This window comes from Pseudomonas cimarronensis (genome assembly GCF_049331905.1).
In the GTDB taxonomy this organism is placed as follows: domain Bacteria; phylum Pseudomonadota; class Gammaproteobacteria; order Pseudomonadales; family Pseudomonadaceae; genus Aquipseudomonas.
This window is the reverse complement of record NZ_CP186283.1, coordinates 1,957,475-1,970,846: the sequence shown is the minus strand read 5'-3', so window position 1 is coordinate 1,970,846 and position 13,372 is coordinate 1,957,475. Positions and strand designations below refer to the sequence as shown.

The following is a 13,372-nucleotide window of genomic DNA, read 5'->3' as shown; positions in this document are numbered from 1 at the left end:
GACGGCAACTGGCCACTAGTTAAGTCAATTTTTTGTTTGCAGTCAATTTTATGGCGTGCTTTTTTATTTTGCCCGACAAGCAGACTAAGCAGCTGTTTGAAAAAGGAGGGAAAACACCAGAAGGTCGATACCGAATGGCATCGACCGGAAAACGCCAATCAACCAAAAAGCTGATAGACCTTGGCGCCCTGTTGAGACTGATTCAGCTGTACCAACTCGTGGGCCAGTCGCTGTTGCTCAGCCTGACAAACATTGACGAGCTCACGATAAAGATCCAGCAGTTCTTGCATGCGGGCACGCAAGGTCTCTTCATCATTGGCAGACTCCACCATGGCTTCGTCAACCGCCTGACGGCACTGCAGATCCAGTTCACCGATTGCAGCCCAATCCTGACTGGCCAACGCCACGCGCAAGGCACTGCCTGTTTCTTCTAGACGCTGCACGGATGAACTCATAAACACTTCCTCAGGCGGGAAACAGCCTTACTCAGCAATGGCATCCCAGCCAGCTTTGACATTACGCAACAGCCCAGCCACTTCATCCAACGGTGCTATTTCATTTTGCACATTGGCCTCAACCAAACGGGAGGTCATGTATTCGTAAAGGCTATCCAGATTGGCAGCGACGTCGCCACCCTGCTCCAGATTCAGACCTTCCCGCAAACCACCAATAATACCAATGGCCTTGCTGATCAACTCACCCTTCAGAGCAACCTGATCACGCTCCATCGCACCGCGCGCCTGCGCCAAACGAGTGAGGCCACCTTCCATCAACATTTGAATCAACCGATGCGGGCTGGCTTCAATAGCCTGCGCCTGAGTGTTGACGGTTTGATACTGCCTGAGGGCCGCCATCGCGTTCATCGTTGTTCTCGCTTTTTGCTAACCGGATAACTCAGGTATCGGCGTCAACGCGCAAAGCTTTAACAATCAAATCAGCTAACTGCAGCAGGCTCAACCTCTGGTCCGATGGCATCCCAGGCACTTTTGATTTGTTCAAGCAGGGCCTGAACTTCATCCAGAGTGCGCGGAGTTGAGTCGAGCGCAACGCCCGCCAGGCGGCGTGTCATGTAGTCGTAGAGCGAATCCAGATTCTCGGCAATCTCACCGCCCAGGTTCTTGTCGAGACTCGCCTGTAGCACACCGAGGATGGTAATAGTGCTGCCGACCGCCAGACCGCGGACCTCGACATCGCCTTCATTTTGCGCGTGCTTGGCCAACATCACCCGCTGCACGGCACCTTCCAGCAACAACTGCACGGTACGGTATGGGGAAACCTCGTGACTGGTATTGACCTGCTTGTAGGTATCAATCGGTTTCTTGCTCATTACTAATCCTTCTTCACGAAACCTGGCAAGCTGGCAAGCTGGTTAGCCAGACTGTCACTTGTTTGCTTTAGGCGACCAACAAGGGAGTCCATAGCGTTGTACTGGGCATAAAGACGCGTCTGCAGACTCTCGACTCGAACAGCTAATGCTTTGCGCTGCTCATCAACGCCTGCCTTAGTGGCTTGCAGCGCATCAGCACGCTGCTTAAGCACACCAGCGTCTCCTACATATGTGCCAACAGACTTGGACAGACGCCCCATCAAGCCATTATCGCCCGCCAGGTAACCGGCAACCTGATCGAAGTTACTTTCCAACGCCTTGGTCAATTGGGTGTCATCAAGCTTAAGTTGCCCTGTTTTCCAGTCAGACGTAATACCTAAATCTGCAAGCGCCTTAACCCCACCTTCACCGACCATATTGACCATTTCATTGCGTAGACTAGACAACACATTGCGTATGGATGAATCACCGAGCAGAGGACCAGTTACCGGATTACCGCCATCAACAGGAACAACAGCAGTCAACTGAGATGTCGTGTTAATCAAGGCATTGTAGGCGTCGACGAACTTCTGCAGGTTGCTCTTCACACTACCCTTATCGACGCCGACAGTGACGCTTATGGTCTTACCATCAGCCAAATCTGTAGCACTTTGTGCCGCAGTGAGATCAAGCGTTACGCCTTCAAGAGCGTCCTCAATGCGGTTGGTGTTGCGAACCAACTCAAGACCATCAATGGATATCTTGGCTGACTGCGCCTTGGTAATAACACCGCCAGCGCCCGTAGTGGAATTAGGCTTCAGAAAGGCATCGGCATTGCCGGGATCGACAGTCGGTACGAACGCCTGAGTCATAAGCGCATTAGCCCCTGCAGTCACATTGTCTTCACTGGCCACGACATTAATATCATTACCACCACCACTCTTGGTGGCGTTCAAGACCAAGCGTGAACCAGAGTCATCCGTGATGATGGTGGCGCTAACACCCGATGCTTTTCCGGCCTCATTGATTGCATCGCGCATACCGGCCAGGGTGTTATTTGCGGCTGTAATATCGACGCCGAAGCTCGAGCTGCCGGTAGAAATAGTCAGCGAACCACTATTGAACGTCGCGGTATTACCGCCAGTGACCGATTGCAACGCCACTTTGCTGCTCGTCGCCAACTGTTTGACCTGGACGTTGTAATTACCCGCAGGAGCAGTGGTTGCAGCAGTAACCTTGAGGACACTGCCGCTGGAAGAACTTGCCGTTCGCGACTCATACAAGGATGTCTTGTTCAATGAATCGACGGCAGTTTTGAAGGTATTCAGCGCACTGGTTAGTGAGCCCATTGCCGAGATGCGTGCAACAGTGGTCTTCTCGAGACGGTCCAGTTGGTTAGTCTTGGGCGCCCTTTCGGCATTGACCAACGCTGTGACGATTTCGTCGATTTTGATCCCTGAGCCAATCCCAGTAATCCCGACCATGTTTCACCTCGCCAAAATAATGACTAAAAACACCATAGAGGTGTTAATAGTCAAAAGCCGTGCCAACCTGCAAGTCAGGCTTCGGCTTTAAATAACAAGCTACGGACCTCCGAAAGATTCTCTGCCAGTTGCAGCGCTTCTTCAGAAGGGATCTGCCGGATCACATCGCCCGATCCTGCATCAGTAACCTTGACCACAACACGCCCGCTGCCCTCTTCGAGGGAGAAGTTCAGGCTACGACGAACTGATTGGACAAAGTCCTGAATCGTCGCAACAGCTGCCTCAACGTCTTCGCGGGAAGTTGCAGTACCGCCCCCAGCCTTCGAGACTGCCGCAGTTGCAGTGTCCTCGGATGGCTTACGCTCAACGGCATCAGCCTTTGCAGATGAATCCGATACCCGCTCTGCCTTGGAAGCAGCCGCGGCAGGGCCAGACGAAACCTGAATAGAACTAATGTCCATAACTTTCTCCTCAGAATGAGGGAACGGGGAGAAGAGCCAAGCCCTTCCCCCCGTAGTCTAGCGCTTTTGTCCTTAGCCGAGCAGGCTGAGTACAGCCTGCGGCAGCTGGTTGGCCTGAGCCAGGATCGCGGTGCCGGCCTGCTGCAGGATCTGATTTTTGGTCAGTTCCGAAGTTTCGGCAGCAAAGTCAGTATCACGAATCCGACTACGTGCAGCCGAGGCGTTTTCTGCGATGTTCTGCAGGTTCGAAATGGTGTTCTCAAAGCGATTCTGCACCGCACCAAGTTGGGCGCGCTGCGTATCGATATTCGAGATCGCACCATTGACGATACCCAAGGCATTCTGTGCGCCAATCGCCGTGCTCACATCAATCGTATCAACAGCATTCAACTCACTAAACCGAGGACCAGCGACGCCGAAGCTTGCAGCTACAATATTTTTCACCTCAAATGCATCTGCCGACTCAAGGCGCACACGTCCATCAACTCGTCCCGCACCTGCTGCACCAACAACAACAGCCGCGCCGACCAAATCACCATTTTCAGTGGCACTCCCATCATCACCATCAAATCCATAGGCCTGCAATGAAGCTGCACCACCATTAGCCGAGAGTTTGTCAATAATGATGGCGTCGCCTTTCTCGCTGGTCAGCTCTACACCTTTACCGTCACCCGTGACCTTGGCGGAGATGCCTGTTCTGCCGGTTTCTTTGTTGATTGCATCTGCCAAACCACTGAAGTCATTGGCATTGGTAATATTGGCCGAAATGGCCACACCGTTGTTAGCGCCGGTATTAGCACCATAAAGGTCAAAGGAAACTGTACCAGTCTGGGTACCCGTGAGGCTTGTGAATGTGTCCAACTTAGCAACTGTGCGAGCATTCGCTGTAACACCAGTAGTGTCTGACTTGGCATTTACCGCTGCTGCTACATCACGAGCACTAGCACCCGACACAAAGTCAATTGTTGAACTGCCCAATTTAGCTGTAAGGGTCATCGCATTCGTGCCAGTACCTGACTGCGAATAGCCCAAAGTGGCAGCGGTTGCAGCAGCATAGTTTGCGGCCGAGGTAGCAGCCAGGCCGGCGGCTGATGCTGAAGCGACAGCCGAAGCATCTTTAAAGGTACTGTCAAATCGGTTGATACCCAAGCGACTAGCGTCGGAAGCACCGATAGAAACGCTAATGGTTTCAAAGGCGTTAGCGCCCACCTGGAAACTTTGCGAACCAAATGAACCATCAAGAATCTTGCGACCACCGAAACTGGTGGTTTCGGCGATACGGTTCAGTTCTTGCTGAAGCTGCGACACCTCACCTTGCAACGCCGCACGTTCGGTAGCGCCGTTAGAACCATTGGCCGATTGCAGGGCTAAGTCACGCATACGCTGCAGAATACCGGTGGACTGCTGCAGTGCACCTTCAGCAGTTTGCGACAGGGAAATACCATCGTTGGCGTTACGGGTGGCAACGTTTAGGCCATTGATCTGACTGGTCAGACGGTTGGAAATCTGCAGGCCAGCCGCATCATCCTTGGCACTGTTGATGCGGAAACCGGTGGACAGACGTTGCAGCGAAGTATCCAGGCCTTTGGATGAAGAGCCCAGGTTACGCTGAGTATTGAGTGACGCTACGTTTGTGTTGACTGTAAGGGCCATGGTGTTTGCCTCCAAAGGACCGTGCTACTGAGATTGTCTGAGCCTGCGAGCTTCGGGCCTGCTTTGCTCAGACGCCCCATTAAGTTCGCATTCGTACTTTGTATCGGCCCTTTCCAGCGCAACTTTAGGCAGCTTTAGCAAGGAATATTGATTTTTTTTCTTCCTTTAGAAACAGCTATTTGGAAGAAACAAACACCTCACCACAAAGATTTTTCGAAAAAATTGACGCTTATCTCAAGGGCTAGAGAGAACGTATTCAAGCCTTACTTGACGCGTTTCAACCAGGCATTGGGCCAATGCGTGATGTTCTTGCTGAGGCTGCTTTCATTGAACGGCCAAGCAGGCTGCTCGATAATGAAGTGCGGATTGCCTGCGGCGAAATCAAGCGCGGCTTGCGAAGGGTTATCCTTGCCCCAGTCCGGGTTGCCTCGAGGCACGTCAGTCAGGTCGCGCATCACGCCATCGGTAGAAACGATGTAAGAGCCCGGAGTGACCAACGGTGAATACTGTCGCAGTTCTTCGGAAACGTGGGCGTAGGTGTGGTTGGAATCGAGAATCACCAGTACCGTTTCACCGGGCTTGACCAGTGACTTAACCTGGGCGACGACATCATCGGCCACCGAGCTGCCTTCGATCAGAGTCAGGTACTCGAACAGCTCGTGCTCTTCGATGGCTTTGCGGTTGTGCGGGCGGATTTCGATATCCACACCAATGACACGCCCCTTGCCCATGGCCCTGAACAGGCTGGCGTAGTAAATCAGCGAGCCACCGTGGGCAATACCGGTTTCAATGATCACGTCCGGTTTGATGCGGTAGATTACTTCCTGAATACGGAGCATATCTTCCGGTAACTGAATTACCGGGCGCCCCATCCAGGAGAAGGTATAGGGATACTTCTGGTTCCAACCTAAGGTCACCCACTGCTGGGTGAGCAGTTCGAAGGCTTCATCCGTGTACAGATCCAGCTCACGCACGGAGCCCTGGTCATCCAGAGTCAGCTTCTTGTTATCCGTATCGACTGTCAGTTTCATGCCCTACTCCTTTGCCAGAATTAAACACGCCCACGCCACCAGGCCAGAGCGTCATCCAAACCGTGTTGTAGATCAAATCGTGCCTGCCAACCTAACTTCACCAGGCGCTGGTTATCCGCCACCAGCAACGGGGGATCATCAGCGGCCACCGCAATGGCCCCCATACGCAGCAGGTGCAGTGCATCCAACTGCGTAGCCAGGTATTCAACCACCTCACGCAGGCACACCGGCTGACCGCTGCCAAGGTTGAATGCGCCCTGCGCCTGGTGTTGCAACAAGGTCACCAGAGCACCGCCAATATCCGCCGCATGCAACAGATCCCGCAGCTGCTCACCGTGCGAGCAGAGTGCCGGCTGACCGCGAAGCAGCGCGTTAATTACGGCCGGGACCAAACGCCCCGGGGCCTCGAACGGACCATAGGCATGAAAAATACGCGCCCAGGCGATTGGCAAGCCATGTACTTGACTGAACACATCTGCCAGTTCGCGTGTTGCATGCTTGCAGCGCCCATAAACAGTCGCGGGAATTAAAGGCGTCAGTTCTTCGCGGCAATAGCCGTAGCGCCAGTCATACTCGGCGCAGCTGCCGACCAGCACCGCATGGTGGCCACCCTGAACCTGAAACGCCTCAAGCAAGCGCATTGTTGCCTGTACCCACAGCAGGTTTTCCGCTGAGGTCCAGTACACACCTGGTTTGGCGCACCAGGCCAGGTGCAGCAGTTGCTCGGGGCGTACGGTGGCGATCAGCTTTTCAACAGCTCCGGGCTCAAGCAGGTTGGCCTGATGTGCAGTAACCGAGGCCTGTGTCTCGATACGCGTGTTTGCATAAACGGCATGCACCTCAAAGCCACTGAGCTGCAGCTGTTGCACGACATGCTGGCCAATAAAGCCGCTTGCCCCGGTCACCAACACACGCGTCATATCAGCTGAACCCTAAGTGCGGCACGGCCACGACAAACTGACCACCCCAGGTTTTGATCTGCGCCTGCTGCTGCCGGATTTCGTGTAACAAATTCCATGGCAGCACCAATAAATAGTCGGGCTTCTCGGCAGCAATACACGCTGGATCAACCACCGGTATGCGGCTCCCAGGGAGAAACTTGCCCTGCTTGTGCGGATTGGCATCGGCCACCAAAGCCAGGAGATCACCACGTATGCCGGCATAGTTGAGCAGCGTATTGCCCTTTGCCGCTGCGCCATAAGCCGCAACCGTTTTGCCTTCAGCTTTGGCCTGCAGCAGAAAACGCAGCAACTCGTGTTTGATGCGTTCGGCAGCGGGTGCCAGGGTTGAATAGAAGGCGACAGTTTTGACCCCGGCCTGCTCTTCTCGCACCAGTAATTCAGCCACTGCGTTTGAGGCTTCACGCCCACCGTCGATGCGCTGCGTATAGACCCGCAACGAACCGCCATGGGTCGGCAACTCTTCAACATCGAAGATTTGCAGACCATTGCGCGCGCACAGGTTCTGCACGGCCGTCAGCGACAGGTAGGAGTAATGCTCGTGGTACAGGGTGTCGAACTGCTGCTCAGCCATCAGCCGCAGCAGATGGGGAAACTCGAAGGTGGCCACACCGGTCGGCTTCAACAATGTGGCAAAGCCCTTGAGGAAATCATTGATGTCCGGCACATGGGCCAGCACGTTGTTGGCCGCCATCAGGTCGGCACGCCAGCCCTCTGCTGCCAGGGCTGCAGCCGTAGCCTCGCCAAAGAACAGCTCACGAATCTGCAAGCCCTTTTCCCGTGCCGCACGCGCGGTGCTGGCAGTCGGCTCGACGCCCAGGCAGGGAATACCGCGCTGCGCCACGTACTGCAGCAGGTAGCCGTCATTGGCAGCGATTTCAACCACCCGGCTCTGGGCATTCAAGCCAAAACGCTCAACCATCTGCGCGACGTAGCGCTGAGCGTGCTCCAGCCAGCTGCTGGAGTAAGAGCTGAAATAGGCATAGTCGGCATCGAACAGGCTATCGGCCGAGCGGTAATCCTCGGTCTGCACCAACCAGCAGCTGTCACACACCTGTACCCGCAACGGCACCCACTGCTCGGCCTGATCGAGCTGATCGGCACGCAGGTAGGCATTGGACGGCGGCGCAGTACCCAGGTCTATCAGCGGCACATGCAGGCCGGCACCACAACCTCGGCACTTCATAACTCGACTCCCTGAAAATTAGTGGCCAGCGGCGGATGCGCCGCGTCCCGGGCGGAAAGATTACTGACAGGCAATGGCCAGGTGATCGCCAGACGCTCGTCCGCGGGGAATAAACCACCCTCATGTTCGGGGCTGTAATCCGCACTGTGCAGGTAGAGCAACTCGGCATCGTCACTCAGCGCCTGAAAACCATGGGCAAAACCTGGTGGCAGCAACAGGCTGCGGCCATCACCGGCCTCCAGGCGTTCGGCATGCCAATGCAGAAAGGTCGCAGAACCGCGGCGTAGATCCACTGCGACATCCCACACTGCGCCGCGCAGGCAGGTAATCAGCTTGGTTTCGGCATGCGGCGGATACTGAAAGTGCAGGCCACGCACGCTGCCACGCTGGGAGGTCCGGGAATGGTTGATCTGGCGAATCTGCAGCGGCTGGCCGAATGCAGTCAGGCTGCCCTGACAGAACAGCCGAGCAAAACGGCCACGCTCGTCTTCATGCACCTTGTGCTGCAGGCTGAATAGACCCGCCAGCGGCAGCGCCCGCAGACTCAGCTCACTCATGCGGCCCCCTGTAGGCGGCTAGCTGCGCCAGGGTCAAGGCGCGCATATCCTCACCACGCTGCCAGGCCTGGTGCCAATCCAGGGTCTGCTGCAGGCAGTTATCCAGCGACCAGCGCGGCCTCCAGCCCAGCAGTTGGCGGGCACGGCTGCTGTCCAGACGCAACAAGCCCGCCTCATGCAATTCACTGGGCTCGATCAGCAGGCCAGGCGCTTGCGGCCAGCGCTGCGCCAAACGCTCGACCACCTCACCGACCGTGCACATGTCGTTATCGCTCGGGCCGAAATTCCAGGCTCCGGCAAACGCGCAGCCCTGCTCGTACAAACCCTGGGCCAATTGCAGGTAACCGGCCAGCGGCTCCAGGGCATGCTGCCAGGGGCGCACGGCCTGCGGGTAACGCAAGGTCACCGGCTCACCACGCATCCAGGCCGCCAGAATATCGGGCACCAGACGCTCGGGGGCGAAGTCGCCACCGCCCAACACATTGCCGGCGCGCGCCGTGGCCATGGCCAAGCCGTGTTCGGCATAGCGCGCAGCAGGGAAGTAAGAAGAAGCAAATGACTGCGCCAGCAGCTCGCAACAAGCCTTGCTGCTGCTGTAGGGGTCATGGCCGCCGAGCGCTTCGTTCTCGCGATATGGCCACGACCATTCGTTATTGGCGTAGACCTTGTCGGTGGTGACCACCACACAGGCCCTGACCCCGCCCGTCTGGCGCATGGCCTCAAGCAGATGTAGCGTACCCATGACATTGCTGGCATAGGTACCCAGCGGATCCCGGTAGCCCTCACGGACCAGCGGCTGAGCGGCCAGATGCAGAACGATTTCCGGTTTGACCGCGGCCATGACCTTCTGCAGGGTGGCCAGGTCGCGCAAGTCACCGATATGACTGTCGATACCCTCCCCAACCCGCGCCAACTCGTACAGACAAAGCGAGGTCGAGGGCTGTAGCGCAAAACCGCTGACCTGAGCGCCCCAGTTCTGCAGCCAAAGCGTCAACCAGCCACCTTTGAAGCCGGTATGCCCGGTGAGCAGTACCCGCTTGCCGCACCAGAATGCGGGGCTCAGCTCCACTGCTTCCAAGGGGCCTCCCCACTCAACCACAGTTGCTCGAGGTAGTTCTTGTCGCGCAGGGTATCCATGGGGTGCCAGAAGCCCTGATGCTGGAAGGCCATCAACTGGCCGTCAGTGGCCAGTTGGGTCAACGGCTCAGCCTCCCAGGAGGTATCAACGCTATCGATATAGGGCAGCACTTTGGGCGACAGCACAAAAAAGCCACCATTAATCCAACCACCATCGCCACGGGGTTTTTCGATAAAACCTTTGACCTGATCACCAACGCGCTCCAGCGCGCCATAGCGACCAGGCGGCTGCACCGCAGTCACAGTGGCATATTTACCGTGGGCCTTGTGGAAGGCCACCAAGGCGCTGATATCTAGGTCGGAAACACCGTCGCCATAGGTGAAGCAGAACGCTTCATCTTCATCCAGATAGCGCCCGGCACTCTTCAGACGACCACCAGTCATGGTGTCTTCGCCAGTGTCGACCAGAGTCACACGCCAGGGCTCGCTGTAGTTCTGGTGGACTTCCATCTTGTTGTTGCGCATATCAAAGGTGACATCGGAGGTATGCAGGAAGTAGTTAGCGAAGAAATCCTTGATCGCATAGCCCTTGTAGCCCAGGCAGATAACGAAGTCATGGATACCATGAGCCGAGTACTGCTTCATGATGTGCCAGAGAATCGGCTTACCGCCGACTTCAATCATTGGCTTGGGCTTGAGGTGCGATTCCTCGCTAATTCGCGTTCCAAGGCCACCAGCTAGAATTATCGCCTTCATTGATGTTCTCCTTCTTCGCAGTAACATTGCCACATCCCCTCATAAGCCTTCTCGACTCGTGCTGCAAAGGACACAGCATCGCAAAGCGGTGATGCACGCATCTCCTCGCGCAATCCTGCGCGGATCTTCTTAAGGCGCTCAACATCACTAGCTAGATCGACCAACTTGTCAATGTATTCAGCCTCAGTGTCGGCAATCCACTCGCTGCGCCCCAAACCACGCAGGATCAACGAACCAACACGCCCCATGGAGGGACGATCACGCAAAGTTACATAAGGCAAGCCCATCCAAAGACTTTCATAAAGCGTGGTGCCTGAGTTGTGGGGAAAGCAATCGAGAGCAATATCCATGCTAGCCAGCACAGGCCAAGGCGGAGAGGTGCAGCCAATATCAAGTCGATCACGAGAAATCCCATGAGCTGCAAATAGCCCTGCGAAGTGATCTGACAACTCAAGGTCCAGAAAGGCTTGAGCGTTCAACATGAGTTTAGAATTAGGCACACGCTTCAACAGTTCAGCCCAACAGCGAATCACCCTATGATTAAGCCGAATCGGCCGCGTCAAAGTACCAAATGTTATAAATCCATTCTTTAACGCAGGTAACTCATTAACGTCGGGAAGATCAGAGCGTAGCGGGTATGCAACTGCTGGGCTTGGCATTCGCCAAGGCTTCTCGGAAAAAACACTCTCACAGCCTAGAGGAAGCATTTCCTCATCACTAAGAAAATAATCAACCGCCTCAAGACCTGTGGTATAGGCAAATCCAATCCACCAAGAAACTTGAACAGGCGCAGGCTTAAGTGCGAATACGGCCAGTCGATTATTGGCAGTATGCCCCGCGAGATCAACAAGTATATCTATGCGATCTTGACGAATAATCTCTGCAACCTTTAAATCACTCACCCCTACACAAGGCCGCCAAAAATCAACATAGCCCTTATAGCGCTCAGTTACAGAATCCTCACTACGTACCGAGGAATATGCAAATATCTCAAATTTCTCTCGAGAATGATTCGCCAGCAACGGCTCTATGAAAGTACTACATACATGCTGACGAAAATCAGGCGAAACATAGCCAATCCGCAACTTTCTATTGCCATCACAAAAATTATCATAGGAAAAAAATTTTCGCTTCGGGTAAAATCTATTACCAACATCTACATATATATCAAATATTTGTTCTATGCTAAAATCAGCATGATAATTAGCCATGAACAATATATTGGATCGCGCCAACTCCGAATAATCTAGAACGCCACGCAAATGCTCTATCGCAACGCCCAAGTTACCATAATTAGCCTCAGTACCGGCTAAATTTATATACACCTCACGAAACCCAGGATCAATTTCAAAAACTTTTTCGAAGCACTCTTTAGCCTCTTTAATTCGCTGCATGCTCGACAATATTATCCCTAAGTTATTCCACAGCGCAGCAAAATCAGGCGCAAGCCTCAAGGCAACGCGTATAACTTGTTCAGCCTCCAAAAACTCATTAGCATCAAGATAAGTAGTTGCCAAATTATTCCATGCAAACCCGTTATTAGGATTTATTGCAATTGCACGCATCTGACAGCCTTCAGACTCTCGCTGCCGACCGGTTTTTTGGTATACCCCCCCGAGCAATATCCAACCCAAGTCATAGTCCGGCTTAATATTCAGCCCCACCAACAAACTATGAACCGCTTTATCGGCCTCCCCTAGGTCCGAATAGCACTGCCCTAACCAACAATATGCCTCGTGAAAATCGCTTTTTATTTGTATGGCACTTGAAAAATACTGAGCAGCTTCTTGAGGATCGCCCCCCAATGTAATTATTACAAAACCGACTTGAAACCAAGCCTCATGATTTTCAGGACAACGTTCAACCCATTCACGCATTGCGCTTAATTCTTCATCCCAGCGTCTTTGCTTACGCAAAAAACTACCTAGGCGTTCCCAAGCCATACGGCAATCAGGCGCAAACTCGACGACAGTACGCAACCCCTGCTCAGCGTCCTGCTCACGCCCCATACGTGCATGAAACGCGCACAACACCAGCCAGGCAATGCGGTTCTGTGGCTCTAAAGCTAATGCACGCATCGCTAGCTGCTCAACCCTTGGCAAGTCCTTGCCATCCAGTTCAACATCCGCTAAAGCCGCAACAACCTCGGCGTCATCCGGCAATTCTTTGAACAAGGCAGTCAGTAGCGGCCTGGAATGGCTGCGCTGACCAAGACGGTAGCTGGCAATAGCTTCGGCGCGGCGAACTTCCAGTGTTTTCGGACTGATATCGCGAATCAGGCTTAGCGCTTGCTGCCATTGCTCGGAAGCCATGGCTTGATGTAATGCTTCCAGCAATGCCATACCTGTGGACTTGTCCAAGCAGCACTTCTTGTACTTTCGACCACTGCCGCAAGGACATTCATCGTTGCGTCCCGGCTCGGTCGTAATGCCACTTTCAACCAACACAGTCAACGCCTGGCGCATATGCTCGACCATTGTCAACATTTGCTCCGCCACAGAGTTCTGTGGCTCAAGTTTTAGTGCCTGGCGAAAGGTCAATGCGGCAGCGTCCCAGGCCCCAAGTTGCACGTAGGCTTTGCCTAGGCTGACTGCAATTTCAGCGTCCTTGGGACATAACTCATGTAGTCGTTCATAACAGCGGCGAGCCGTAGCGCTGTCTTTTGATGCCAGAGCGGCATCCCCTAACAAACGCCAGGTCGAGATATCCTCATTGGCTTGCCCCAACACAATTTCACAGCTGTTACGTGTACGAGTGTAATCACCTTCTTCAAAACCCAACTTGGCTTGAGCCCTGAAAAAGTTGACTAACCATTGCGCATTTGAGTCCATGCCGTCCCCGTCAAAAATCCGCTGCATACAGTGCTTTTACAGCAAACAGCAATATTCAAGCCAGTGCATAG

At 54.2% G+C, this 13,372-nt stretch carries 13 protein-coding genes; all 13 read right to left on the bottom strand.

Translation table 11 applies throughout. The features are described 5' to 3' along the window. Positions 1-158 precede the first annotated feature (158 nt). A complete protein-coding gene (locus ACOCLD_RS09155) occupies positions 159-455 on the bottom strand; it encodes a flagellar protein FliT (RefSeq protein WP_233684189.1) in 297 nt (98 codons plus the stop codon). A 27-nt stretch (positions 456-482) separates the two neighbouring features. Further along, on the bottom strand, positions 483-863 hold the full coding sequence (gene fliS, locus ACOCLD_RS09150; RefSeq protein ID WP_422911657.1) for a flagellar export chaperone FliS: 381 nt from the start codon (positions 861-863) through the stop codon (positions 483-485). A gap of 71 nt (positions 864-934) precedes the next feature. Continuing rightward, a complete protein-coding gene (gene fliS, locus ACOCLD_RS09145) occupies positions 935-1,327 on the bottom strand; it encodes a flagellar export chaperone FliS (RefSeq protein ID WP_422911656.1) in 393 nt (130 codons plus the stop codon). A gap of 2 nt (positions 1,328-1,329) precedes the next feature. Next, on the bottom strand, positions 1,330-2,790 hold the full coding sequence (gene fliD / locus ACOCLD_RS09140; RefSeq protein WP_422911655.1) for a flagellar filament capping protein FliD: 1,461 nt from the start codon (positions 2,788-2,790) through the stop codon (positions 1,330-1,332). Between the two features lie 74 nt (positions 2,791-2,864). Next, positions 2,865-3,251 carry a flagellar protein FlaG gene (locus tag ACOCLD_RS09135; RefSeq protein WP_422911654.1) on the bottom strand — a complete coding sequence of 129 codons (387 nt, stop codon included), beginning with the start codon at positions 3,249-3,251 and terminating at the stop codon, positions 2,865-2,867. A gap of 72 nt (positions 3,252-3,323) precedes the next feature. Beyond that, positions 3,324-4,904 (bottom strand): flagellin, encoded by a 1,581-nt coding sequence (locus tag ACOCLD_RS09130; protein ID WP_422911653.1) that lies wholly within the window; start codon positions 4,902-4,904, stop codon positions 3,324-3,326. 263 nt (positions 4,905-5,167) lie between these two features. Continuing rightward, positions 5,168-5,935 carry a cephalosporin hydroxylase family protein gene (locus ACOCLD_RS09125; protein WP_422911652.1) on the bottom strand — a complete coding sequence of 256 codons (768 nt, stop codon included), beginning with the start codon at positions 5,933-5,935 and terminating at the stop codon, positions 5,168-5,170. A gap of 20 nt (positions 5,936-5,955) precedes the next feature. Further along, the gene (locus ACOCLD_RS09120; protein WP_422911651.1) at positions 5,956-6,855 is read right to left on the bottom strand and encodes an NAD-dependent epimerase/dehydratase family protein; all 900 of its coding nucleotides are present in this window, start codon (positions 6,853-6,855) and stop codon (positions 5,956-5,958) included. Between the two features lies 1 nt (position 6,856). Next, on the bottom strand, positions 6,857-8,080 hold the full coding sequence (locus ACOCLD_RS09115; RefSeq protein ID WP_422911650.1) for a methyltransferase domain-containing protein: 1,224 nt from the start codon (positions 8,078-8,080) through the stop codon (positions 6,857-6,859). Further along, positions 8,077-8,637, bottom strand: coding sequence for a dTDP-4-dehydrorhamnose 3,5-epimerase family protein (locus tag ACOCLD_RS09110; RefSeq protein ID WP_422911649.1), 561 nt, complete (start codon positions 8,635-8,637; stop codon positions 8,077-8,079). The genes ACOCLD_RS09115 and ACOCLD_RS09110 overlap by 4 nt, the downstream gene beginning before the upstream one ends. Further along, a complete protein-coding gene (gene rfbG, locus ACOCLD_RS09105) occupies positions 8,630-9,715 on the bottom strand; it encodes a CDP-glucose 4,6-dehydratase (RefSeq protein WP_422911648.1) in 1,086 nt (361 codons plus the stop codon). Before rfbG ends, ACOCLD_RS09110 begins: the two co-directional genes overlap by 8 nt. Further along, on the bottom strand, positions 9,697-10,470 hold the full coding sequence (rfbF, locus tag ACOCLD_RS09100; protein WP_422911647.1) for a glucose-1-phosphate cytidylyltransferase: 774 nt from the start codon (positions 10,468-10,470) through the stop codon (positions 9,697-9,699). The genes rfbG and rfbF overlap by 19 nt, the downstream gene beginning before the upstream one ends. Then, a complete protein-coding gene (locus ACOCLD_RS09095; RefSeq protein WP_422911646.1) occupies positions 10,467-13,328 on the bottom strand; it encodes a tetratricopeptide repeat protein in 2,862 nt (953 codons plus the stop codon). The genes rfbF and ACOCLD_RS09095 overlap by 4 nt, the downstream gene beginning before the upstream one ends. Positions 13,329-13,372 lie beyond the last annotated feature (44 nt).